General features: G+C 43.4%; 23 protein-coding genes and 1 riboswitch. Of the genes, 14 read left to right on the top strand and 9 right to left on the bottom strand.

Going from position 1 to position 25,290, the window contains the following annotated elements:
* Positions 1 to 24: 24 nt before the first annotated feature.
* Positions 25 to 129, bottom strand: a riboswitch (SAM riboswitch).
* A gap of 200 nt (positions 130 to 329) precedes the next feature.
* A complete protein-coding gene (locus tag POW22_RS00280) occupies positions 330 to 635 on the top strand; it encodes a hypothetical protein (RefSeq protein ID WP_272830361.1) in 306 nt (101 codons plus the stop codon).
* A 198-nt stretch (positions 636 to 833) separates the two neighbouring features.
* Complete coding sequence (locus POW22_RS00275; RefSeq protein ID WP_272830360.1) at positions 834 to 1,220, top strand: MerC domain-containing protein; 387 nt, start codon at positions 834 to 836, stop codon at positions 1,218 to 1,220.
* Positions 1,221 to 1,691: 471 nt separating this feature from the next.
* Here the strand turns inward: POW22_RS00275 and POW22_RS00270 are convergent, their stop codons facing one another.
* The 7 genes from POW22_RS00270 to POW22_RS00240 all read right to left on the bottom strand — a co-directional run bounded on the left by POW22_RS00270 (position 1,692) and on the right by POW22_RS00240 (position 7,943).
* A complete protein-coding gene (locus POW22_RS00270; protein ID WP_336407693.1) occupies positions 1,692 to 2,045 on the bottom strand; it encodes a DUF6686 family protein in 354 nt (117 codons plus the stop codon).
* Positions 2,046 to 2,464: 419 nt separating this feature from the next.
* Positions 2,465 to 3,331 carry a sigma-70 family RNA polymerase sigma factor gene (locus tag POW22_RS00265; protein WP_272830358.1) on the bottom strand — a complete coding sequence of 289 codons (867 nt, stop codon included), beginning with the start codon at positions 3,329 to 3,331 and terminating at the stop codon, positions 2,465 to 2,467.
* A 125-nt stretch (positions 3,332 to 3,456) separates the two neighbouring features.
* On the bottom strand, positions 3,457 to 4,278 hold the full coding sequence (locus tag POW22_RS00260; RefSeq protein WP_272830355.1) for an RMD1 family protein: 822 nt from the start codon (positions 4,276 to 4,278) through the stop codon (positions 3,457 to 3,459).
* Positions 4,259 to 4,555, bottom strand: coding sequence for a hypothetical protein (locus POW22_RS00255; protein WP_272830353.1), 297 nt, complete (start codon positions 4,553 to 4,555; stop codon positions 4,259 to 4,261). Before POW22_RS00255 ends, POW22_RS00260 begins: the two co-directional genes overlap by 20 nt.
* A gap of 25 nt (positions 4,556 to 4,580) precedes the next feature.
* Entirely contained in the window at positions 4,581 to 5,564 is a 984-nt protein-coding gene (locus tag POW22_RS00250; protein ID WP_272830352.1) for a deoxyhypusine synthase family protein, read from the bottom strand.
* On the bottom strand, positions 5,545 to 6,486 hold the full coding sequence (gene speB / locus POW22_RS00245) for an agmatinase (RefSeq protein WP_272830351.1): 942 nt from the start codon (positions 6,484 to 6,486) through the stop codon (positions 5,545 to 5,547). The genes POW22_RS00250 and speB overlap by 20 nt, the downstream gene beginning before the upstream one ends.
* 2 nt (positions 6,487 to 6,488) lie before the next feature.
* Entirely contained in the window at positions 6,489 to 7,943 is a 1,455-nt protein-coding gene (locus tag POW22_RS00240; RefSeq protein ID WP_272830350.1) for a type III PLP-dependent enzyme domain-containing protein, read from the bottom strand.
* A gap of 423 nt (positions 7,944 to 8,366) precedes the next feature.
* Here POW22_RS00240 and POW22_RS00235 point away from each other — a divergent pair, with 423 nt between their 5' ends.
* Both POW22_RS00235 and POW22_RS00230 read left to right on the top strand, forming a co-directional pair.
* Complete coding sequence (locus tag POW22_RS00235) at positions 8,367 to 8,903, top strand: mechanosensitive ion channel domain-containing protein (protein WP_272830349.1); 537 nt, start codon at positions 8,367 to 8,369, stop codon at positions 8,901 to 8,903.
* Between the two features lie 133 nt (positions 8,904 to 9,036).
* Positions 9,037 to 9,258 (top strand): hypothetical protein, encoded by a 222-nt coding sequence (locus tag POW22_RS00230; protein ID WP_272830348.1) that lies wholly within the window; start codon positions 9,037 to 9,039, stop codon positions 9,256 to 9,258.
* 58 nt (positions 9,259 to 9,316) lie between these two features.
* Here the strand turns inward: POW22_RS00230 and POW22_RS00225 are convergent, their stop codons facing one another.
* The gene (locus tag POW22_RS00225) at positions 9,317 to 10,138 is read right to left on the bottom strand and encodes a universal stress protein (RefSeq protein ID WP_272830347.1); all 822 of its coding nucleotides are present in this window, start codon (positions 10,136 to 10,138) and stop codon (positions 9,317 to 9,319) included.
* 148 nt (positions 10,139 to 10,286) lie between these two features.
* Here POW22_RS00225 and rimP point away from each other — a divergent pair, with 148 nt between their 5' ends.
* From rimP to infB, 3 genes are read left to right on the top strand one after another with little or no spacing between them, the layout of a single operon-like run.
* Entirely contained in the window at positions 10,287 to 10,751 is a 465-nt protein-coding gene (gene rimP / locus POW22_RS00220) for a ribosome assembly cofactor RimP (protein ID WP_272830346.1), read from the top strand.
* Positions 10,752 to 10,765: 14 nt separating this feature from the next.
* A complete protein-coding gene (nusA, locus tag POW22_RS00215; RefSeq protein WP_272830344.1) occupies positions 10,766 to 11,998 on the top strand; it encodes a transcription termination factor NusA in 1,233 nt (410 codons plus the stop codon).
* Between the two features lie 45 nt (positions 11,999 to 12,043).
* Positions 12,044 to 14,722 (top strand): translation initiation factor IF-2, encoded by a 2,679-nt coding sequence (infB, locus tag POW22_RS00210; RefSeq protein WP_272830341.1) that lies wholly within the window; start codon positions 12,044 to 12,046, stop codon positions 14,720 to 14,722.
* A 53-nt stretch (positions 14,723 to 14,775) separates the two neighbouring features.
* On the opposite strand, the gene POW22_RS00205 is transcribed toward infB, so the two are convergent.
* Positions 14,776 to 15,117, bottom strand: coding sequence for an SPOR domain-containing protein (locus POW22_RS00205; protein ID WP_272830340.1), 342 nt, complete (start codon positions 15,115 to 15,117; stop codon positions 14,776 to 14,778).
* 290 nt (positions 15,118 to 15,407) lie between these two features.
* Here POW22_RS00205 and POW22_RS00200 point away from each other — a divergent pair, with 290 nt between their 5' ends.
* From POW22_RS00200 to POW22_RS00170, 7 genes are read left to right on the top strand one after another with little or no spacing between them, the layout of a single operon-like run.
* Positions 15,408 to 16,745, top strand: a complete 1,338-nt coding sequence (locus POW22_RS00200) for a c-type cytochrome (RefSeq protein ID WP_272830339.1) — start codon at positions 15,408 to 15,410, stop codon at positions 16,743 to 16,745.
* 27 nt (positions 16,746 to 16,772) lie between these two features.
* Positions 16,773 to 19,838 (top strand): TAT-variant-translocated molybdopterin oxidoreductase, encoded by a 3,066-nt coding sequence (locus POW22_RS00195; RefSeq protein WP_272830337.1) that lies wholly within the window; start codon positions 16,773 to 16,775, stop codon positions 19,836 to 19,838.
* Positions 19,839 to 19,863: 25 nt separating this feature from the next.
* Positions 19,864 to 21,597 (top strand): NrfD/PsrC family molybdoenzyme membrane anchor subunit, encoded by a 1,734-nt coding sequence (gene nrfD, locus POW22_RS00190; RefSeq protein WP_272830336.1) that lies wholly within the window; start codon positions 19,864 to 19,866, stop codon positions 21,595 to 21,597.
* Between the two features lie 3 nt (positions 21,598 to 21,600).
* The gene (locus tag POW22_RS00185) at positions 21,601 to 22,137 is read left to right on the top strand and encodes a DUF3341 domain-containing protein (RefSeq protein ID WP_272830334.1); all 537 of its coding nucleotides are present in this window, start codon (positions 21,601 to 21,603) and stop codon (positions 22,135 to 22,137) included.
* Positions 22,138 to 22,141: 4 nt separating this feature from the next.
* Complete coding sequence (locus POW22_RS00180; protein ID WP_272830333.1) at positions 22,142 to 22,813, top strand: c-type cytochrome; 672 nt, start codon at positions 22,142 to 22,144, stop codon at positions 22,811 to 22,813.
* Positions 22,814 to 22,839: 26 nt separating this feature from the next.
* Positions 22,840 to 24,192: a quinol:cytochrome C oxidoreductase gene (locus POW22_RS00175; protein WP_272830332.1), complete on the top strand. Its 1,353-nt coding sequence runs from the start codon at positions 22,840 to 22,842 to the stop codon at positions 24,190 to 24,192.
* Positions 24,193 to 24,222: 30 nt separating this feature from the next.
* The gene (locus POW22_RS00170) at positions 24,223 to 25,287 is read left to right on the top strand and encodes a cytochrome c oxidase subunit II (protein WP_272830331.1); all 1,065 of its coding nucleotides are present in this window, start codon (positions 24,223 to 24,225) and stop codon (positions 25,285 to 25,287) included.
* The last annotated feature ends 3 nt before the right edge of the window (positions 25,288 to 25,290 follow it).

The following is a 25,290-nucleotide window of genomic DNA, read 5'->3' as shown; positions in this document are numbered from 1 at the left end:
TCAGGAAAGAGGAAAGTTTATTTTCCGTTATCTGTTCTGCATAAGCAGTAGAATTTAGCACCTTCTTTGCTGGGCAAAGGGTTGCTAAGGTTTCATAGGGTCTATTCCCTCCACCTTTCGTGATAACACAGTTTGTCTTAGAACATTGGGGGTAAATATAATCAAAAAAGTAGGCCGTCAAATAAAAAATGAAATGAACTTTGGCATTGCCAAAACAATCTTATTGCAGGCGAGCTTTCATTGGCCGCTTGCTTATGCTTAATCATCATCTCAAGAAAATTAACACAACTTTTATTCTCCTTTTCTCAGAATGCTTACTTTTACTGTAAGTGAGTTTAAGAGCTAAAAATATCATCAGTCTACTCTTTCTATCTGCTTTCTTATTACTGAGAGTAGGCAATGCACATGCGGTTACACACCTTGCTGATGATGCCGATCTTCACCAATGTGAACTTTGTGAGCTCATTCAAGTCACAGAAGATTCCAATGATCTGGATCTTCCTGCGACTGTTGAAATCCCTTTACCACAAACAATAGAGGCCGTCTCGGACGATCTAAACAGCGATTATGCTGCTCCTGTTTATCGTTATGTCATTCCCGACAGACTCCGCAATAGGCCACCACCTGTCCTTTAAGGATAAGCTTTACAACTAAATAAATTTGCATGCAAGGTATATTCCTTGGTCAGGCCTATAGGTTTACTACAACCTATCACTGTTGTTGAGGCAATCCATACTTCCTTTAAATCTCAACTGTCTTTTTTATAAAGTAGTTCTGAGTTCAATCATCTCGTGATTTAATTAATAATACCAACTGGTTTGAGCCGAAGATACATGAACAAACATACCATAGACAAACTCGCAATCACCACCTCCATCTGTTGTGCCTTACACTGCGCACTAGTGCCTCTTTTGCTAGGAATAACCGCTTTGGCTGGCTTGCGCTTTTTAGAGAACCCAATGATTGAAATGGGATTCATTGCCGTTGGGATTTTTTTGGCGGTATTCTCTTTGGGCAGAAGCGCTTTGAAGCATAAAAATCACACGCCAATCCGTATGGCGATTATCGGTATTGTTTTGTTGGTGGTCAGCCGATTTGAGATCGGGGAGACCTTAGAAGTGGTCATGACCGTTTTGGGCAGCTTATTCTTAATTCTAAGTCATGCCCGAAACATAAACGCATTTAAAGCATACGAACGCAGTATAGTTAGTGAAAATTGAGTGTTCGTATTTTTTGATTTAGTGTGTGGAGCAGGTGAATGGGCTCCACTGCGGACCCGGGCGAGAGCCCGGGTTTTTCAATTAAATACTTTTGTTGATACTGATTGAATGAAGAAAACACCCCTTATCTTAAATCAGTCTAAACAGAAATAGCACAAAATCAGTTATTTAAATTCAATCTAAAGGCTGCTCTTTGTAAGTTTGAATAAATCAACACTGAAAAAAGATGGCTATAACACTAGGACACAGTTGCATTAATTGCGCGAATTTAGTGCTTAATGATAACTGTAAAGTACACGGAGTACAAGTAGGACAAAATTATACTTGCGAGCGTTTCGAAATGAAAGCGTCTCTCAATAATGACGCGAGTTGCGATTCCTGTGCAAAGTTTGGAAACTCTGCATGCGCGCATCCGTCTCAAGCAAAATCAGGCGTGTTATGCTCTTCTTGGGCGCCAGAACACGTGAGCGCTTAGTTTAGTAAAAGCGTATAATCTATATCCAGAACCGTAAGTGAATCTTGCGGTTCTTTGTTTTTTAGGCATACCAATTCTTGTAGCGCATCAAACTCTTGTTTGCTAAATACTAGCGACAGATTCTTCTGCATGGTATGTATAGGAATGATGCGTTTTCGGGTGCTGTTTTCATATTGACAATCCCAATAATCCACATTGATGTTGGTCAAGTACGTCTCAAAATTCAACAATTCTTCATCGTTGAATTCCATATAAAGGTTGTTGAAGGTAAGCTGAAACTTTCTACAATTTTCGCAATAAGCGAGCTCTCCGTTAACATTTTTAGTAAGTACCTTGACTGAATGACACATAGTGCTTTGGGTTTAGATATGGATCTGTAAATGTCTGTGAATTTCTACAGGACAAATGTACACCAGAAATTTGTTATTTAAAATAAATCTAAATAAAAATAGATGTTAAAATTCTAGTTTTTAACCTGCTGCGTGAGCAATCCGATATTTCCTTCCAATAGGGATCAAAAAAAACCCCGAATACAAGGTATCGGGGTTTCGATATATTGGGGAGCCAGTTGCTAGATCATAGCAGATTTGGTCAGCCTTGATAAGGTTTTAAGAGCGGGTCTTGCAGGTCTTCTGCGTCCTACTCGTGCACCTAGGCTGTTGGAAAGGTTATTTGTAATTGGTTTTTGATCTGATAGGGGAGTTGCATTGTTTTCTTTAATCATGCTTGTTTTATGAATTATTATTGAGTTTTCTTTCTGTTTGATGGACTATCCTAAATAGCCTTGAAGCACAGTCGCAGTGCTGGATTTGCGGCGTAAGTTGCGAATAGCGCGGTCTTTGATCTGTCTTACGCGCTCTCTGGTTATACCAAAGATCTCTCCGATCTCACCCATGCTTACAGCTCGCGTATTGCCCAGTCCGTAATACATCTTTAGGATATCGCTTTGTCTTCCTGGGAGCTCATCCAAGACCATTTCCATATCTGTCTGCAAGGCTTCCTGCATTAAGGACTCGTCTGGTTTTAGACTGTCCTTTGATTTGGTGAGTTCGTAGCGATCGGTAGACTCACCTTCTTTAATTGGAGCGTCCATGGATAGGTGTCTTCCGGAGTTCTTCATGCTGAGTTTTACGTCCTCAACATTCATGTCGATCTCATTGGCAATTTCTGCCGCTGTAGGAGGTCGCTCATAATTTTGTTCTAAATGTGAATAAGCGCGATAGATCTTTTTCAAGGCTCCTATTTTGTTGCTGGGAAGACGGATCATGCGTCCACGGTTAGAGATGGCGCTAATGATCGATTGACGGATCCACCATACTGCATAGGAGATAAATTTGAATCCACGGGTTTCGTCAAATCTCTTGGCAGCCTTTACCAATCCCAAATTTCCTTCATTGATCAAATCTGAGAGGTTCATGCCTTGACCTTGATACTGCTTGGCAACAGAAACCACAAAGCGCAAATTGGCTCGCACCAATTTGTCTAAAGCTTGTTGATCACCGTTTTTGATACGGACAGCAAGTTCTGCTTCTTCATCTGCAGTGATCATCGGTATCTTGCTTACTTCATTGAGATAAGCCGTAACGGCTTTTGAGTCCCTTAGGGTGACTTGTTTGGTAATTTTGAGTTGTCTCATTCAATACAATTTTGAATAAAAACATAAGAAAATAGATCAAAAAAGCAAGAAAATGATCAATTTTGGGTCCATTTTAACGAAAAAACGCTCAAAATCGTGAATTTTTGATTTTGAGCGCTCCATTTTTATTTCATAATGAACATATCGATCACCTCAATGAGGATGAGCAGTATGATGATCCATTCCAAGGTGCTGCTTTCGCGGTGAAAGCTAAGCTCTTTGAACAGGTCTAGATTCTCCTTGACAATACTGAGCTGTTCTTGTATGCTTCTGTAACGGTCCTTGAGATCAAAACGAAGCACGAGCTTTTTGTGCAAGGCTTCCAAAGCGGGATCGTCCCATACCAGATCCGGGGCATCTATGATATACAGGTTCTCAGAGACCTTGTTTCTCAAGTTGAGTACTTTCCCGATATACTTTTTAAGCTTAGTCCCTTTTAGGCTGATCTTACCTTTGAGTTCCAACTCCGTGGTGTGTCTGCGCGTGTCCTCTAGGAGTTTCTCAGACCAATATGAAAAACTGTCCAAAGCAACAGATTGCGCCAAATGAAGCAGTACCAAGTGTACCATCTCGGTACTGCTGTTATCCAATACAACCTCTTCATAATTGACGGAGATATTGGGTTCATTTACGGCCAACAACAGTTGGTCTTTACGCCAATTTTTGGCTGGCATAAGACCTCTGCTATGCGCTTTTAGATAGGATTCTAAGATCTCGCGTCTGCGAGGACTGAGCTTCCAATGCACTACAACGCCGTATCGAAACACAGCGGCGTAACCGGTGTCAAACCCTAACAGAATGCCATCAGCATCACTGTGCAAAACCTTGTCTGCCCATTTCTTTTGGAGTTCTTTGAGATTGAATCCCAAAGCCATATGGCAGGCAAAGGCGGTGTGCTTTTCAACTACGGCTCGAGCCGCCCATTGCTTAAGCGTATTCGAAATCATCGCTGTAATCTGAGTAATCCGTTTGCTGCTCGGAGTTGTCGTAATAGTCGTCGTCATCCTCAGCCAAAGCACGGTCTATGGCCTCGTCTAGTTTTCGACTCACCTTTACTAAATAAATGGTCTCTTCAGAGAGTACCTCCAAGCAATAGACCCATTGTCCTTGGCTGTTTTTGAATTGGATCAATTGATCCGTGTCATAACCATCAGGGTATTGGGAGAGCAAGAGATCCATAACCTCTTGCTTCATTTTTTGATAATCAACAATAACGCGTTGCATGTTTGTAGTTTTTACGTTGTTGGAATTATTGGTTTAATAAGTATGCAAAGATGAGCGGAGCCACAATGGTGGCGTCACTCTCTATGATGAACTTCGGGGTATCTATGCCGAGTTTACCCCAAGTGATCTTCTCATTAGGTACAGCGCCAGAATAGGAGCCATAACTGGTAGTAGAATCACTGATCTGACAGAAGTAGCTCCAAAAAGGAGTCTCAGTCTGTTCCATATCTTGATACAGCATCGGTACTACGCAAATTGGGAAGTCTCCAGCGATTCCACCACCTATTTGAAAGAAGCCCACGCCTTTATCGCCTTGTTGGGTATACCAATCGGCCAAAAAGGTCATATACTCGATCCCAGATTTTACGGTGCTGGCTCTGAGCTCACCTTTCATTACATAGCTGGCAAAGATGTTCCCAAGGGTAGAGTCTTCCCAACCCGGAACAACCATAGGCAGATTAGCTTTGGCGGCTGCCAGCATCCAAGAGTCTTTTGCGTCAATCTCATAGTATTGCTCCATAACACCAGAGAGCAGCAGTCGGTATAGGAACTCATGCGGGAACAAACGCTCGCCCTTAGCTTCGGCTTCTTTCCACAATTCAACGATGTGCTTTTGAATGCGTCTAAAGGCTTCCTCTTCTGGGATGCAAGTATCCGTTACGCGGTTAAGTCCTTTTTCCAAAAGCGCCCACTCGTCCTCTGGAGTAAGGTCGCGGTAATTGGGAACGCGTTGGTAGTGGCTGTGTGCTACTAAGTTCATCACATCCTCTTCCAAGTTGGCCCCGGTACAGGAAATAAAATGGATCTTATCTGCACGGATCATTGGGGCAAGGCTCTTGCCTAGTTCCGCAGTGCTCATGGCACCCGCTAAGGAGACCAACATCTTATGACCGTCAGTCAATTGTTGTTCATAACCCTTTGCGGCGTCTACCAAAGCCGCAGCGTTAAAGTGCAAATAGTTTTGTTCGATAAATTGGCGAACAGCTCCTTTAGTATTCGTCGTAGTCATCGTCAAATGCGTTTTGATGTTTTTTCTCTTCTTGGTAATAGCCGCCTTCTTCTTGATCGTCAGCTGGAGTATCGGCAAATTGGTAACTCAGCATTTTGTAGTAGAGTTTTGCCGCCAGGAATTCTGAAGCCTGTTGTCCAGGCATCGGGCAAAGTTCTACCAAGTCAAAACCAACTACGTTCTTGTTCTTAAATACTTTCTGCAGAAATTCTAAAGTCTCATACCATAAAAGTCCACCAGGTTCTGGTGTTCCTGTTGCCGGTAGGATAGAAGGGTCAAAAGCGTCCAGATCCACAGTGATATAAACATTATCACTCATACGAGCTAGGGCTTCTTCCATCCAAAAGTCATCGTTAGCCATATCATGAGCAAAGAATACGTTATCCTCGATCATCTCTGATTTTTCAGAACTGTCCATGCTGCGAATCCCAACTTGAACCAAATTGGCCATTTGATTGATCTCATGCATAGCACAAGCGTGGTTGAAAGGACTGCCTTCATAAGTCGCTCGCAGATCTGCATGAGCATCCAATTGCAGTACAGTCAGATCTTCAAAGTGCTCGTTAAAGGCACGCATGGCTCCAATAGAGATGCTATGTTCGCCACCCATTAGGGTCACAAACTTGTTCTTGTGTAGCTGCTTTTTAGTGGTTTGATACACTTGTAAAACCATATCGTCTACACGGTTAAAACCTTCTAGAGACTCGTGCAGATAGATTCCTTGTTTGTACACTTCAGAATCTGTTTCAATATCGTAGAGTTCCATGTTCTCTGCTGCAGACAAAAATGCTTGTGGGCCTTTGTCTGCGCCTTTGATCCAACTGCTGGTGCCGTCGTAAGGCACGGGTAATAACACAATCTTCGCCGCGTCGTATCCGGCAAATTCTGCCGGGATTCCGGCAAAGGTCTTCTTTGTTTTCATGATTAAGAATAGAGGTGAGTCCAGAGTCTATCTGAAGTCGTTGAATTATTTTTTTCTGTGGCTTTCTTGTAGCCGAGCAAACTCATAAAGTCTTCTGAGTTTTGTTGTTCTTTAAACACAGAGATTTCTAATGCTCCTTTTTCATTGCGCTGCAACAAAAGATGCTTAGGCTGGGGAATCAAACAGTGTTGCAATCCGCCAAAGCCACCAATGCTCTCTTGATACGCGCCGGTATTGAAAAATCCAATGTAGAGCGGTCTTAACTTGCTGTATTTAGGCAAGTAAATGGCGTTCAAGTGTTGTTCTGAGTTGTAATAGTCGTCGCTGTCACAGGTCAATCCGCCTAAAAGAACACGCTCATAACTATCATTCCAACGGTTTAAAGGCAACATGATAAAACGCTTGTTTATAGCCCAAGTATCAGGTAGCGTAGTGATGAAAGACGAGTTGATCATATTCCATTTCTCGCGATCGTTCTGCTGCTTCTGGTAAAGCACTTCATAGATCGCGCCTCCGCTTTCACCCACAGTGAAACTGCCGAATTCTGTAAAAAGGTTTGGAACCGCTACTCCAGCCTCAGCACAAGCAGCTTTGATCTGATGGACGATCTCATCCACCATATAAGCGTAGTCGTACTCAAAGGCCAAAGAGTTCTTGATAGGGAAGCCTCCACCAATGTTCAAGCTGTCCAAAGTTGGGCATACCTTCTTGAGGGCGATATACACCTTGAGGCATTTTAGCAGCTCGTTCCAGTAGTAAGCCGTATCGCGAATTCCCGTGTTGATAAAAAAGTGCAGCATTTTCAGCTCCACCTTTGGATCTTGCTTGATGACCTGCTCGTAAAAAGGAACAATATTCTTGTAGCCAATACCAAGGCGAGAAGTATAGAACTCAAACTTGGGTTCTTCTTCTGACGCAATGCGGATACCAATTTTATACTTTGAATTGATAGCCTCAGAGAGCAACTTAGTTTCCTCAAAGTTGTCAATGATCGGAATGCAATTCTCGTGCCCGCTATTGATGAAATCAGCGATATTTTGAATGTACTGGTCACGCTTAAAGCCATTGCAAAGCACAAAGGTCTTGCTGCGGATCTTCTTTTCTGCCTTTAAGTGTTTAACAATGTCCATATCAAAGGCCGATGAGGTCTCTATGTGGATATCATTCTTAAGTGCTTCGTCCAAGACGTGCTTAAAGTGTGAACTCTTAGTACAGTAGCTGTAATAATATTTCCCGGCATAGTTGTGTTTGTCCATGGCTTTGGCAAACCAACTTTTGGCCAAGTTGATATTCTCAGAGATCTTAGGGAGATAAGTGAACTTGAGCGGTGCGCCGTGTTCTGCCACAATCTTCATAAGGTCAATTCCGTGGAATTGAAGCTGATTCTCTTTTAATTGAAATTCCTTTTGAGGGAATACATAGGTTTGATCGATCAGATCGATGTATTTTGTTTTCATTGTGATGTTAAATGCAATTGATAATTATAAACTTCAGAGGTCTATAATGCACTCACACCCGTATGTAAAAAAGATGAACGGCCGCAGGAGAAATGGCTTGCGGTCTTAAAATAGGTTCAACGGAAGTTAGCCCTAAAACTCGTTGCTTTATCCGTAAAGCGGCTTTTGAATTTGACTTCCTAATTTTCAAAAGCCCGAGTTTGAAAACACGGTACATAATGTTTGACTAATGATCTCGCTATGATGACGAAATCTGGGTACAAATAAAATCAAAAATCAAATCCAAAAAACATTTTAGAAATTTTTTTTGAAAAAATTAACTCACCATAAAAGCATGTAAATCAATACTTTGTATCAAAGTAAGAAAAAACATCACCGATTGAATCCTTCTATTAGGTAATTTTGAGCGCTAAAACAACCACTATGTTGACACATCAACTCATTTGGACCGCTATAGTATTGGTAGCCATGTTCATAGCTATCGTCTTAGGACGCTTGTTTCTGCGTAGATTTTCTGTACTGCGGAATTTAGACGGTAACCGCCGTAAAGTGGTCTTGAATCTACATTATATATTGGTCTACAGTCTAGCAGCCATTGTTTTAGCCGTGGTCTGGGGACTGAAGCTGGAAGATTTCACCGTATTTATCAGTTCCATTTTGGCTGTCTTAGGTGTTGGCTTTTTTGCGCAGTGGTCAATACTGTCCAATTTAACGGCTAGTGTGATCTTGTTTTTTAATCATCCGGTACGTATTGGTCATCGTATAAAAGTGATCGATAAAGACTACAATTGGACAGGTGTGGTCACCGATATTACGGGTTTTTACCTATACATGACCACAGACTCTGGAGAATACCTTACCCTGCCCAACAATTTAGTGCTACAAAAAGGGATCGAATTACTTCCAGAACACCCTATAGAAGAGCCTGATAATCAGGAAGATGCTGCGCTATTGGAATAGCTTATAAACACAGGCAATAGTTGGTATAAGATTTAGTTATGTTTAGTTTTTATCCTAATAAGTTAAACAAAAGCTAAAATTCTAGTTTTCAAGGCGAACAATAGTTAGTTTTACTCAACTAAAATTTTAAGCTATGAGCCTATTTGATAAAGCCCAAGAGTTTCTCAGCAGAAAGATGAGCCACATGTCTACAAGTGATCGGGTAAAAGCTTCAAGAGAAGCTAAGGCCTTGGTACTTGGACTCAATGAGATCTACAAGCAGAGTAAAGACGCTTCCATCATGGACTTGATGAAGACCATCACTGTGAAAAAGAGAAAAATAGAAAAACGTTTATATCACGTTCCTACAGTTTAAACTTATTGTGATACAAACACTTTGGTAAAAAGGGATTGCGTGAGGGTGATCCCTTTTTTTATATTTTAAAGGTAATCACCGGGCGCTGTGCGTGGTTTACCAGGTCTTCACTAATACTTCCATTAAAGAAGTGAGATAATCCTTTGCGTCCGTGCGTTGACATTCCTACCAATTGTGCGTTGGTCTCTTTGGCGAAATTCAAAATACCTTTCTCTACAGAGTGATCGTTATAAATGTTCAAGCTGTAATCTTCCAATCCCATCCCTTTAATAAAGGTACGCATCATTGTCAGGGCTTCATCAGAAGTTTTAAAATCACTTACGGTGTTCACAAAAAGCAAGTGTAGTTTTGCATTCATACTTTGCGCAAACTTATAAGCCTTATCTAAAGGAAGTCTGCATTCTTCCGAGAAGTCTGTGGCAAATACAAAATCTTTGATGTCAAAATCCTCGTGATCGTTCTTGATCACCAACACGGGTTTATCAGAAGTCCTCACCACCTTTTCTGTGTTGCTGCCAATGAACATCTCTTTAAAGCCACTGGCTCCGTGAGACCCCATCACAATGAGATCAATTTCATTGACCTTGATCGCGTCTTGAATACCTGCGTAGATCTCGTTATAGGCTACTTCCTGATGAACCCGCAAACCTTCCAAATAGGGTTTGTTCTCCATTTCTTTGAAATTCTTCTCGGCAAGCTTGATGAAAAACAGGGATTCAGGCAGATGTTCACTGCTGCCGGAGTTGGCTAGATGAATGGGTAATTCTAAAATATGAAGGAGGTAAATTTCTCCATCGTGTTTTCTGGCTAGGTCCGCAGCTACTTTTAATGCGTACTCTGCTTGTTCAGAAAAGTCTGTGGGCACTAAGATTCGTTGCATGTTTGTGGTTTTTATCTACGATTGAAAATACGAAATAAACCCATGCGCTAATGGCTTTTAAGTCTCAAATATTATTGCTATATTTGCAGCGCATTTATAGGGAATAACGAACTATGAGGGGACACAAAGTCCCCTCTTTTTATAGACCATGTTCAAAGAAAAAGTAACCGATCTTGTCTCAGCAGCGCTTGAGGAGCGCCCAGATCTTTTTTTGATAGACCTGCACATTGGTGAGGCCAATCAGATCAAGATTGTGATAGACGGAGACCAAGGGGTGCGCGTTGAAGACTGCATTGCCATGAGCCGCGCGGTAGAGCACAACTTGGATCGAGAAGAAACGGATTTTTCGTTGGAGGTGACTTCTGCAGGTGCTACGGCGCCTTTGGAATTGCCCAGACAATACGTCAAGAACATCGGTCGCAAATTAGTTGTTAAGACTGCCGAAGGAGAAAAACTGGAAGGCGATCTAACCGCTGCAGACGATTCAGGGTGTACCCTGAGTTGGAAGACCCGAGAGCCTAAACCTGTTGGAAAGGGAAAGGTGACTGTGCAGAAAGAGGCGACTTTGGCTTATGCCGATATTGCCGAAGCTAAAGTGATGATCAAATTTTAATTAAGAATAAGCAGATGGAAAATCTCGCATTAATCGAATCATTTTCAGAGTTTAAGGACGACAAGCTGATCGATCGTGTAACCCTGATGGCGATTTTGGAAGATGTATTCAGAAGTGCTTTAAAGAAAAAGTACGGAGATGACGATAACTTCGATATTATCATTAACCCTGATAAAGGGGATTTGGAGATCTGGCGCAACCGAATCGTTGTAGCCGATGGCGAAGTTGAAGACGAGAACCAGGAAATTTCATTGACAGAAGCTCGTAAGATTGAGCCTGACTTTGAAGTTGGCGAGGATGTATCCGAAGAAGTAAAGCTCATTGATCTTGGACGCAGAAGTATTTTGGCCCTGCGTCAAAACTTGATCTCTAAGATCCACGAGCATGACAATACCAACATCTACAAGCAATTTAAAGAGCTTGAAGGTGAGATTTATACGGCAGAGGTGCACCACATACGTCACCGTGCAGTAATTTTGTTGGACGATGAAGGCAATGAGATCATTTTGCCAAAGGATCGTCAAATTCCATCAGACTTCTTCCGCAAAGGAGAGAACGTTCGTGGAATCATTGAGAGCGTGGAGCTCAAAGGCAACAAGCCTGCGATCATCATGTCTCGTGCAAACCCATTGTTTTTGGAAAAACTCTTTGAGCAAGAGATTCCAGAAGTATTTGACGGTTTGATCACTGTTAAGAAAGTAGTGCGTATTCCTGGAGAGAAGGCCAAAGTGGCTGTAGACTCTTATGATGACCGTATTGATCCTGTTGGTGCCTGTGTGGGTATGAAAGGATCGCGAATTCACGGAATCGTGCGCGAGTTGGGTAATGAGAACATTGACGTGATCAATTACACCAACAACCTGCAACTGTTCATCTCTCGTGCGTTGAGCCCAGCCAAGATCACTTCTATGAAATTGGATGAGGAGAACAAGCGCGCTGAGGTTATCTTGCGTCCTGAGGAGGTTTCTAAAGCCATCGGACGTGGAGGACATAACATTCGCTTGGCGGGTCAATTGACTGGCTACGAGATCGATGTGTTCCGTGAAGGTGCAGAAGAAGACGTAGAATTAAGAGAATTCTCTGATGAGATCGAAGATTGGATCATCGCAGAATTCAGCAAAATAGGTTTAGATACCGCCAAGAGTATCTTGGAAAAAGAAGTTGGCGATTTGGTGAAAATGACCGATCTGGAAGAAGAAACCATCGTCGAAGTAATGAATATTTTAAAAGAAGAATTCGAGGAGTAAATTGTAACTTGCGGATTCTTAATTAGCTAAGAGAGAAGCATTTTTATGGCTGAAGTAAAAACAATGAGGCTTAGTAAAGTTTTGCGAGAGTTTAATATTTCGCTTGATCGTGCCGTTGACTTTTTAAAGGAAAACGGATTCGAGGTGGAGGCACGCCCTACCACCAAGATCACGGGAGAGGAATATCAAATTCTGTTTGACGAGTTTCAAACAGATAAGAGCAAAAAGGTAGCCTCAAAAGAAGTTGGTGAAGAAAAGCGCAAGGAGAAAGAAGAACTCCGTTTGGCTCGTGAACGCGAACTGGAAGAAAAGCAGCAACGCGAGACTTCCAAAGTGATCAAAGCCAAAGCGCAGCTCGATGGGCCAAAGGCAGTAGGTAAGATTGACCTAGAGCCTAAAAAGGAAACCCCTGCCCCAGAGCCTGAGCCACAGCCAGAACCGGTTAAAGAGCAGGAGGCTCCTAAAGTTGAAAAGGAAGCCCCAAAAGCACCTAAAGCTCCTGAGAAAAAAGAGGAGAAGAAGAAAGCTGCTCCAGTAGAAGCCAAGAAAGAAGAGGCTCCAACAGAGCCAGGTAAACCGGATAAGGTAAAAACCCAGTACAAAAAGCTGGACGGTCCTAACTTCACAGGACAAAAGATCGATCTGGACAAATTCAAGAAGCCAGAGCGTAAAAAGAAAGATTCCGATAACAAGGACGACAAGAAAGGTGGGCCTAACAGAGAGAAACGCGGTAAGCGCCGTCGTATCAGTAAAGAACCATCTGGAGGTCGTGATAATAGACGCGGCGGAAACAGACGTTCTCCAATTGTAAAGGAGGAGCCGTCTGAGGAAGAAGTGCAAAGACAAGTGCGCGAAACTCTTGAAAAGCTTCAAGGGAAGAGCAGCAAAGGAAAAGGTGCCAAGTACCGTCGTGAGAAGCGTGATTCTCACCGTGAAAAGACGGAGAAAGAACTGGCAGCAGCAGAAGCGGAAAGCAAAACACTGCGCGTAACAGAATTTGTTACCGTTAGTGAGGTTGCAACCATGATGGACGTGTCCGTGACACAGATCATCTCTGCTTGTATGTCTTTGGGAATGATGGTGACCATGAACCAGCGTCTAGACGCAGAAACTCTTTCTATTGTTGCCGATGAATTCGGATTTGAGGTAGAATTTGTCACTGCAGATATTGAAGAAGCAATTCAAGAGGTTGAGGATAAACCAGAGGATCTCGTACCACGTGCGCCGATCGTAACGGTTATGGGTCACGTAGACCACGGTAAGACCTCTTTGCTGGATTATATTCGTGATGCGAACGTGATCGCTGGAGAATCCGGAGGGATCACCCAGCACATTGGAGCCTACGGGGTAACCTTAGAGAGCGGTCAAAAGATCACTTTCCTTGATACTCCTGGTCACGAGGCCTTTACCGCGATGCGTGCTAGAGGTACTCAAGTAACTGACTTGGTAATTATTGTGGTTGCTGCGGATGATGACATCATGCCTCAGACCAAAGAAGCGATCTCTCACGCCCAAGCAGCGGGAGTGCCAATCGTCTTTGCTATTAATAAGGTAGATAAGCCAACGGCAAATCCAGATAAGATTAAAGAAGGTCTTGCTCAAATGAATCTCTTGGTAGAGGATTGGGGTGGTAAGATTCAGTCACACGACATCTCGGCCAAAACGGGTCAAGGAGTGAATGAACTCTTAGAAAAGGTGTTGTTAGAAGCTGAGCTTCTAGAATTGAAAGCCAACCCAGACAAGGCGGCTGTAGGTAGTGTGATTGAAGCCTTCTTGGATAAAGGTAGAGGTTATGTATCCACTATTTTGGTACAAGCCGGTACCCTTGAAATTGGAGACTACGTACTTGCCGGACAACACTCTGGTAAGGTAAAAGCCATGCAGGATGAGCGCGGTAAATCCATCAAAAAGGCAGGGCCGGCGACTCCGGTGTCTATCTTAGGTTTGGATGGAGCGCCTCAGGCAGGTGATAAATTCAACGTCTTTGAAGACGAGCGTGAAGCTAAGGCTATTGCTGCTAAGCGTACGCAACTGCAGCGTGAACAATCTGTTAGAACACAGCGTCACATTACGTTGGATGAGATTGGACGTCGTATTGCACTTGGAGACTTTAAAGAGCTTAACATTATCCTTAAAGGGGATGTGGATGGTTCTGTGGAAGCCTTGACCGATTCGTTCCAGAAACTCTCTACAGAAGAGATTCAAGTGAACATCTTACACAAAGGTGTAGGAGCGATCACCGAGAGCGATGTACTTTTGGCGTCTGCTTCTGATGCGATCATCATCGGATTTAACGTACGACCAATGGGTAATGCCCGTCAGGTAGCTGATAAGGAAGAAATCGATATCAGAACCTATTCAATCATCTACGATGCGATCAACGATCTCAAAGATGCGATGGAAGGAATGCTTTCTCCAGAAATGAAGGAAGAGATCACCGGAACTGCAGAGATCCGCGAAACTTTCAAGATCTCCAAGATCGGTACCATTGCAGGTTGTATGGTGACCAACGGAAAGATCTATCGCAATTCAGGTATTCGCCTGATCCGCGAAGGAGTGGTGATCTTTACAGGAGAATTGGCTTCCTTGAAGCGTTTCAAAGACGATGTAAAAGAAGTATCTAAAGGTTACGATTGCGGTATGCAAGTCAAAAACTATAACGACATCAAAGAGGGTGACATTATAGAGGCATTCCAAGAAGTAGCTGTTAAGAAGAAGCTGTAATTACAGTAGCATATAAATAAAAAAAGCGACCATTTGGTCGCTTTTTTTGTGCTTTATTCGTCCTTTTTCTTAGCCCGACTCCGTTTGATCGGGAAGGCTGCCGGGAACTTCTCTTGTATTTTAACTAGCGCCTGATCGGCCTCTAGACGTGTGCTAAAATTACCCACCCACACCTTGTAATTAGGTGTCTCATATTCAATGTTTGCGGGCCATTCGGCAAAACTATTCTTGTAATGGCGCAAGGTCTTATTAGCGGTGTTTAGCTCTCCATAATAGAGTTGAATGGTGTATCCATCCGCCAATTTGTTGTTCTTCTCCATGGATTTTTTCAGGTCTAAGAGTTCCGCGATCTGCGGATCTTCATTGACCGTGACCTGTCCCTGTTGGGCGGTCATATTTTGGATCGAAAACAGGGCTATCAGACCCAAAATCAACAATTTATTTTTTGTACTCTTCATCTTAGTAAATCACTGTGTTGGCAAAGGTATAGCTTTATAACTCACTACTTTTATTTTTTATTATTTAGAATCGTTATAAATTGTAGATTAACAATCCGTTCACACTTTTTAAAATCGACTTTATGTCGTAGTTTTGCCGTGTTATTTATGGCTCCTAAAATAGCCTTTTTTGACTAACTAAAAACGCCGATTTAGAGCCGCTTAAAAGACGATAATTAACCTGAAGTATGAAAAAGGTGACACACCGTTCGTTAACTACCAGATTATCACTCACTTTACTAGCATTACTGCTATCGTTTTCAACCTTAACTTTTGGTCAAGAGCCAGCTGCTGCTGATGCTGTTGCCGATGCTGCTCCCGCTGCTGATCTCGGAGGAGACCCTGCTGCTGGAAAAACATTGTTCAACGCCAACTGTGCATCTTGTCACAAGCTCTATGCCAAAGCAACGGGTCCTGCTCTTTTTGGAGTTGGAGACAAATACGAGAAAGAGTGGCTTTACAAATGGATCCGCAATTCTCAAGAGCTGATCAAATCTGGTGATGCCAGAGCCGTTGCAATCTCTACGGAGTACAACGGAGCTGTGATGAATGCCTTCCCGGCACTCTCCAACGAGGACATTGACAACATCATTGCTTACACCTACACGCCAAAACCGCCGCCAGTTGTTCCAACTGGTGCGACTGCAGACGCTGCAGGTGGTGGTGGAGGAGGAATCTCCAGCGACATCATTTTGGCGGTTCTCGCCTTAGTGTTCCTGATGTTGGCCATCATGCTTTACTTGGTTAACAAGACTTTGAAAAGAATTGCCGTTGCTAACGGTGTTGAATATGAAGACAAGGAGCGCGCTGAGCGTTTGCCAATTTGGAAGGCTTTTGCGCAGAACCAGTTCTTAGTTTTAGTAAGCGCTATCTTCTTGCTGCTAGCTAGTGGATACTTCGCTTACGGATGGATGATGCAAGTAGGGGTGGATCAAGGATATGCTCCGGTACAACCAATTCACTACTCGCACAGAATCCACGCCGGTACTAACCAGATTGACTGTAAGTACTGTCACAGTTCTGCTCGCAAGAGTAAGCACTCTGGAATTCCTTCTTTGAATGTGTGTATGAACTGTCACAAGAACATTGCTCAAGTAGGAGACAAGACCTACCAAGAGGGTATTTCTGAGTACCAGATCGACTACAACAAAGAGATTCAAAAATTATACGACGCAGTAGGTTGGGATAGAGACAACCAGCGTTACACAGGAGAGACCAAGCCGGTTAAGTGGGTGAGAATCCACAACCTTCCGGATTTCGCATACTTCAACCACTCCCAGCACGTAACTGTTGCGGGTGTTGAGTGTCAGACCTGTCACGGTCCTGTGGAGGAGATGGAGATCATGTATCAATATTCTTCCCTTACTATGGGATGGTGTATCAACTGTCACCGCGAAACCAATGTTAAACTAGAAAGTAACGAGTACTACGCGAAAATTCACGAGTCGCTTTCTAAAGAGTATGACTTCCCTACACTTACCGCTGCACAGAACGGTGGTTTGGAATGTGGAAAATGTCACTACTAATTCATTAAAGGCAAATTTCGATTATATATGGCATCGAATAAGAAATACTGGAAAAGTGTTGAGGAGCTGAAAGATCACAGCCCTATTCTTGAGACGCTACGACAAAACGAATTCGTTGAAGCGATTCCGACTGATGAGTTCCTAGGGGACGAGCAGACCATGGAAAATTCTTCGACTTCTAGACGTGACTTCTTAAAGTTTGTTGGATTCTCTACAGCTGCAGCTACCTTGGCTGCCTGTGAAGGTCCAGTAATCAAATCTATTCCTTACGTAAACGCTCCTGATGAGATCGTTCCTGGGGTCGCGAACTACTATGCGACCACCATTGCAGACGGTTTTGATTTTGCAAACGTATTGATCAAAACTCGTGAAGGACGACCGATTAAAGTAGAGTCTAACGACATGGCCATGCACAACGGTAGCGTTAACGCTCGTGTACATGCTTCTGTGTTGTCTATGTATGACACACAGCGTTTGGCTGGACCAATGATTGGTGGAGAAGCAGCTTCTTGGGCTGACTTTGATAGCCAAATGGCTGCTAAGCTAAACGGAATGGCTGGAAAGGAAGTGGTCCTTTTGACACAAACCTTTGCAAGTCCTTCTACTTCTAAATTGATCGCTGAGTTTACGGCAAAGTATCCTAACGTTAAGCACGTTGTTTATGATACAGTTTCGAGCTCTGAGGCTTTGGATGCCTTCCAAAACAAATTCGGAGTTCGCGCTTTAGCTGATTACGATTTCTCTAAAGCTGAGGTTATCGTTTCTGTTGGGGCTGACATTCTAGGTGACTGGCAAGGTGGTGGATACGATTCTGGATATTCTGCTGGACGTGTTCCTAAGAACGGAAAGATGTCTCGTCACATTCAGTTTGAATCAAACATGACCTTATCTGGTGCTAACGCAGACAAACGTGTTGCTGTTAAGCCATCAGACCTTAAAAAGATAATGAACGCATTGAACGGCGGATCTACTTCTGGACTTTCAGACAAAGTAGCAGAGGCTGTTAAGAATGCAAAAGCACAACTAAACGCTGCCGGTGCAAACGGAGTAGTGGTTTGTGGTGCTGAGGATGTAGCTTGCCAAGCTATGGTGTTGGAAATGAATGCCAACTCTGTAGTAATGGACACTGCCAAGCCTCGTATGGTACGTCAGGGTAATAAAGCTGAGGTGCTTAAAGTAATGAACGGCGTGATGAACGGTTCTGTAAAAGGACTGATCGCTGTAGGTGTGGATCCGGTTTATGCTTTCCCTGGGAAAGGATTTGCTGAGGCATTCGCTAACCTGGAGTTGAGCGCAACGTTCGCTATGAAAGCCAATGCAACGGCTGCGGCTTCTCAGTTTGTAGGGGCTACACCACACTATTTAGAGTCTTGGGGTGATGCGCAGATCAAGAAGGGATACTTCAGTTTGCAGCAACCAACCATCAGACCTTTATTTGACACACGTTCTTTCCAAGACACTTTGTTGGCTTGGATGGAGAGTGAGCAAACGTATTACGATTATATTAAGGACACTTGGGCGTCTATCCTTGGAGGAACTTCTTGGAATCAAGCGCTTCAAGACGGTGTCTTTATGAGCGATGCTGAAGTAGCTATGGACGTAGCTGGTTCAGAGAACGTAGATACTACTTTAGAAGATGCCACTTCTAACGGAGCTCAAGATGGAGCTTCTAGCGGAATGGAACTTCTTTTATATACCAACACTGCAATTGGTGATGGACGTCAGGCAAACAACCCTTGGTTGCAAGAAATGCCAGATCCAATCACTCGTGCATCTTGGGACAACTACTTAACCATGTCTGCAGCCGATGCTGCGGCCAAAGGAATCATCAACGAGAACGTTGCTAACGGTGCTTTGAACGGTTCTTACGCCAAAGTTACTTTAGGTGATGTTACTCTTGAAAAAGTACCTGTGTATATCCAACCAGGACAAGCAAAAGGTACTGTTGGACTTGCTTTAGGTTACGGGCAGACCAACGCGATTCAGAAAGAAATGCAAACCGGAGTAAACGCTTATGCGCTTTACAACGGATTCAACTTGATGCAAGCAGGTGTTCAGGTAGAGAAAACCTCTGGAGAACACGAATTCGCTTGTGTACAATTGCACAATACTATGATGGGTCGCGATATCATTCGCGAGACCACTCTAGATGTATATAAGGACGGAGATGTACACGATTGGAACCCAATTCCAGAAGTGTCTAAGGATCACCAGGAAATTCCTGTGACCTCTCCAGACGCTGACCTTTGGGATCCGTTTGACAGATCTATCGGTCACCACTTTAACATGTCCATTGACCTGAACGCATGTACGGGTTGTGGGGCTTGTGTTATTGCCTGTCACGCAGAGAACAACGTACCTGTAGTAGGTAAATCAGAAGTACGTCGCAGCCGCGATATGCACTGGTTGAGAATTGACCGCTACTACTCGTCAGAAGAAGACTTCGCGGCAGATACAAAGAAGAAAGACGATATGTCTGGACTCTTTGGAGACAATGGTTCTCTTGGAGGATTCGGAGAAATGGAAGATCCTGCAGAGAATCCGCAAGTGGCCTTTATGCCAGTGATGTGTCAGCACTGTAACCACGCTCCTTGTGAGACTGTGTGTCCGGTAGCTGCATCATCTCACGGACGTCAAGGTCAAAACCACATGGCTTATAACCGTTGCGTGGGTACGCGTTACTGTGCAAACAACTGTCCTTATAAAGTACGTCGCTTCAACTGGTTCTTGTACAACGAGAATGACGAGTTCAACTACCACATGAACAACGACCTTGGTCGTATGGTATTGAACCCAGACGTTGTAGTACGTTCTCGCGGGGTTATGGAGAAATGTTCTATGTGTATTCAAATGACACAGAAGACCATTCTTGATGCTAAGCGCGACGGACGTCCTGTTAAAGACGGTGAATTCCAAACAGCTTGTTCTAATGCATGTTCTGCAGGAGCAATCACCTTTGGAGATATCAACGATCACAGCAGTGAGATCTACAAGAAGAAAAAAGACAGTCGTATGTATCACCTATTAGAAGCTGTAGGTACTGAGCCAAACGTGATGTACCAAACGAAGGTGAGAAATACTAAAGAATCGTAACTACTAAATAATTTTAGCAAAGGATATGGCATCGCATTACGAAGCACCCATTAGAAGACCTTTAGTAACAGGTAACAAAACATACAGTGACGTCACTCGTGACGTAGCTGCACCTGTTGAAGGGACTGCCAACAAGCAATGGTGGATAGTTTTTTCCATTGCACTGGTTGCATTTTTATGGGGAATAGGATGTATCGTTTACACCGTTTCTACAGGAGTTGGAACTTGGGGTCTTAACAAGACCGTAGGTTGGGCCTGGGATATCACCAACTTCGTTTGGTGGGTAGGTATTGGTCACGCGGGAACGCTGATCTCTGCGGTACTGCTCTTATTCCGTCAAAAATGGAGAATGGCAATTAACCGATCTGCAGAGGCGATGACCATCTTCTCGGTAATTCAGGCTGGTTTGTTCCCAATTATCCACATGGGACGTCCTTGGTTGGCGTACTGGGTATTACCTATTCCAAACCAATTCGGTTCACTATGGGTAAACTTTAACTCACCACTACTTTGGGACGTATTCGCGATCTCTACCTATCTATCGGTTTCTTTGGTATTCTGGTGGACAGGACTTTTGCCTGATTTCGCGATGATCCGCGATAGAGCGATTACTCCTTTTACTAAAAGAATTTACAGCATCCTTTCCTTTGGATGGTCTGGACGCGCTAAAGACTGGCAGCGTTTTGAAGAAGTATCTTTGGTATTGGCTGGTTTGGCAACACCTCTTGTACTTTCTGTACACACCATTGTATCCTTTGACTTTGCTACCTCGGTAATTCCTGGATGGCACACCACGATCTTCCCACCGTACTTCGTTGCTGGGGCGATCTTCTCTGGATTCGCGATGGTAAACACCCTACTGATCATTATGCGTAAGGTGTCTAACTTGGAGAACTACATTACTATTCAGCACATCGAGCTTATGAACATTGTGATCATGATCACGGGTTCTATCGTTGGTGTGGCTTATATCACTGAGCTTTTCATTGCTTGGTACTCTGGAGTTGAATACGAACAGTACGCATTCCTCAACCGTGCTACCGGACCTTACTGGTGGGCATATTGGGCAATGATGACCTGTAACGTGTTCTCGCCACAGTTCATGTGGTTCCCAAAACTCAGAAGAAGTATCATGTTCTCTTTCTTCATCTCGATCGTGGTAAACATCGGAATGTGGTTTGAGCGTTTCGTGATCATCGTAACTTCATTGCACCGTGACTACTTGCCATCATCTTGGACCATGTTCTCACCAACCTTTGTTGATATCGGGATCTTTATCGGAACCATCGGATTCTTCTTCGTATTGTTCTTACTCTACGCTAGAACCTTCCCAGTAATTGCACAAGCAGAGGTGAAGTCGATCCTCAAATCTTCTGGAGATCGCTATAAGAACCTCAGAGCTGAACAAGGTGATGATGCTCCGCATTACACCATGCCAGATACAGCTGCCGCTCAAGTAGAAGCAGCTCCTGCAGCAGATTTATCAGAAGAAGATAAGGCAGCAGGTATAAGCACGCTGATGAGCAAACTCGGAAGCTTTAATCCAGACACGGATACTGCAGATGACCTTAAGAAGATCTCTGGAGTTGGTCCTAAAATGGAAGGAAAACTACACGAACTCGGTATCTATACTTTTGATCAAGTAAGCAAGATGACCGATGCAGAATACGATCTATTAGACAGCATTATTGGCGAGTTCCCTGGCCGTGCTAAGCGCGACGATTGGGCTGGTCAAGCTAACGAACTTAAAAATCAATAACGGATGGCTTCAAAAGTAATTCATGCACTTTACACTGACGACGACATTCTGCTGAATGCCGTTAAGGAGACCCGTAAGGCACACTATCACATTGAAGAAGTGTACACCCCTTTCCCAGTTCACGGACTAGAGAAAGCAATGGGTCTTGCTGACACGCGACTTGCCATCTGTGCTTTCATGTATGGACTGGTTGGACTTTCTGTAGCGGTTACGATGATGAACTTCATCATGATTGAAGATTGGCCACAGAACATTGGGGGTAAGCCAAGTTTTAGTTATATCGAGAACATGCCGGCCTTTGTACCGATCATGTTTGAGATGACGGTATTCTTTGCAGCGCACCTTATGGTAATTACCTTTTATATGCGCTCTAAGCTTTGGCCGTTTAAGAAAGCAGAAAATCCAGATTTGCGTACCACAGATGATCACTTCTTGATGGAAGTTGATTTAGGTGGACACAGTGCGGAGGAAGTCTCTAAGTTCTTATCTGGAACTGGAGCAACAGAACTTAAAATAGTAGAAAAGGAATCAGACCACTAGACCTATGAAGCGTTTATTAAACCTATCCTTAATTTTTGCAGCGGCATTGTCGTTGGTGGGTTGTTTTGACGAAAGCAAGCCAAACTACCAATACATGCCCAATATGTATGAACCAATAGGTTACGAGACCTACGGGGAATACGAGATCTTTGAGAATGGTCAGTCGGCCTTATTGCCAGCACCGGGGTCAATTCCACGTGGTTGGATGCCGTATGACTATCCAAACACTTTAGAAGGAAAAGAAATGGCATCTGCGGAGCTTACTAATCCACATCCAGTGACTCAAGAGAACTTGGACAAAGGAAAAGAGCTTTATGATATTTACTGTGCAGTATGTCACGGAACCAAAGGTGATGGTCAAGGGATCCTTATGAAAAATGAAGTGTTCTTAGGAATTCCTTCTTACGCAGACCGTGTGGTAACAGACGGAAACGTTTATCACGTAATGATGTACGGATTGAACTCTATGGGATCTTACGCTTCTCAAACCAATGAGTTGGAGCGTTGGCAGATCACCATGCACGTAAGAAACCTTACTGCAGCCTTAACTGGAGGGGAGCCATTAACAGTGGTAGAACCAATGGAGGATGCAATGGATTCTATGGATTCTATGGATGCAATGGTTGATGAGTCTCATGCAGACGATTCTCACGATTCAACAGACGAATCACATTAATAATAGACAAAAGAGATATTTACGATATGTATACGCTACCTAACAAACTAAAACTTTTCGCTATTATTTTTATGGTGGTTGGTGCCTTGGGTATGATTGGAGGATTCCTAGCGGTTCCTTCAAATGTAGAAGAGGTAAAGACCATGATGGCCAGTCACGATGACGGTCATGGCGGAGGTCATGGAGATGCTACTGCTGCTCACGGAGGAGATCACGGCGCTGCCGGAGCTCACGGTGAGGAAGGTGCTCATTCGGGCGATGCCCACTACGAGCACGTTTTAGGACAGTTGCAAAACCGTCCATGGGCGGCTGTTTATGTTGCAGCTTTCTTCTTTATGATGATTGCTCTTGGAGCATTGGCCTTTTACGCGATACAATATGCAGCACAAGCTGGTTGGTCTCCTGTACTCTTTAGAGTGATGGAAGGAATCACGGCTTATCTGCCGGTAGGAACAGTTATTCTGTTTGTACTGCTATTGCTTTCTGCTTTGCATTTCAATCACCTTTTCCACTGGATGGATGGTGATCTAGTAAATCCAGATAGCGACAAATTTGACAAGATCATCGCTGGTAAATCCGGTTTCTTGAATACGCCTTTCTTCTTGATCCGCGCAGGGATCTTCATCCTAGGATGGAACCTGTATCGCGCGATCTCTAGAAAGTATTCTTTGAAATTAGACGAGACCAACGATCCAGCTTACTTTAAAAAGCTATTTAAATTCTCTGCCGGATTCCTAGTATTCTTCATCGTGACAGAATCGATGATGTCTTGGGACTGGATCATGAGTTTTGACCCACACTGGTTCTCTACCTTGTTTGGATGGTATGTGTTTGCGGGTATGATGGTTTGTGCCATTACCGTGATCGCTATGATAACCATGGTGCTAAAATCTCAAGGATATTTAGAGTTCGTAAACGACAGCCACATCCACGATTTGGCGAAGTTTATGTTTGGATTCAGTATTTTCTGGACCTATCTATGGTTCTCCCAGTTCATGCTGATCTGGTACTCCAACATTCCGGAAGAGGTAACGTATTTCGTTACGCGAATTGAAGATTTCAACATTTTGTTCTTCGGTATGGTTGCTATGAACTTTGTGTTCCCGCTCCTTATCCTTATGAACAGTGATTACAAGCGAGTTAACTTGTTTGTGATCATGGCAGGTATTATTATTCTGGCGGGTCACTACATTGATGTATTTGTTATGGTTATGCCATCAGCAGTAGGTACATCTTGGTATATCGGAATGCCAGAGATCGGAGCTATGATGTTCTTCTTCGGGTTGTTCGTCTTTGTAGTGTTCACTGCACTGACCAAGGCGCCATTATTGGCCAAGGCCAACCCATTATTGAAAGAAAGTAAACAGTTCCATTATTAATAAGTAAACTATTAAAGAAGAGTTATAACGATGACCGCATTTTTATATTTAGTAGTAATCATCCTTTTCGCTGTCAGTGTATGGCAGATGAGCAAGATCCTTTCCATGTCTAAAGCAGGAGAGGACAGTAGCACTTCTCAGATCGCTAATGATAAAGACAATAAGATCAACGGTAAGTTGATGTTAGGCTTTGTAATCTTTATCTACGTATTGGCGTTCATTTCATTCTACAAGTGGTCTGATGTACTGCTTCCAGACTCTGCTTCAGAGCACGGGGTTGACATTGACCAACTATGGTTGATCTCCATGATTATCATCTTTATTGTAGGGATTATCACTCAGTGGTTGTTGCACTATTTTGCATTCAAGTACAGTGGTAAAAAAGGACAACGCGCTACTTTTTATGCAGATAATGACCGTTTGGAATTTATCTGGACTGTTATTCCAGTTATCGTATTGGCGGGATTGATCATCTACGGATTGTTCACCTGGTCAGACATCATGAATGTTGACACCGAGGACGATCCACTAGTGATTGAGCTTTACGCTTACCAGTTTGACTGGCGTGCCCGTTATGCAGGCGATGATAACATTCTAGGAGACGCTAACGTTCGCCTTATTGAAGGAGTGAACCAGTTGGGTCTTGACGCTTCCGATCCGGATGCTCAGGATGATATCGTTGTTAATGAATTACACCTGCCAGTAGGCAGAAAGATCCTCTTTAAAATGCGTTCTCAGGACGTACTACACTCGGCCTATATGCCGCATTTTAGAGCTCAAATGAACTGTGTACCAGGAATGGTAACTCAGTTTTCGTTTACTCCTACCAAGACCACCGAGGAGATGCGTTTAGACGATGAAATCATTGCGAAGGTTGAGCACATCAACTCCATTCGCTCTGAAAAGAACGTAGCTCGTGCAATTGCAGGCGAAGAGCCTTTAGAGTTGTATGAGTTTGATTATTTATTGCTTTGTAACAAGATCTGTGGTAACACGCATTACAATATGCAAATGAAGATCGTTGTAGAGACGGAAGACGAATTCAATGAATGGCTTTCGACTCAAGACAACTTCGCCACAACTATGAAAAATTAAAAA

The organism is Gilvibacter sediminis, assembly GCF_028561565.1.
In the GTDB taxonomy this organism is placed as follows: Bacteria; Bacteroidota; Bacteroidia; order Flavobacteriales; family Flavobacteriaceae; genus Gilvibacter; species Gilvibacter sediminis.
The sequence above is the reverse complement of the archived record's forward strand: the minus strand, read 5'-3'. Positions and strand labels throughout refer to the sequence as shown.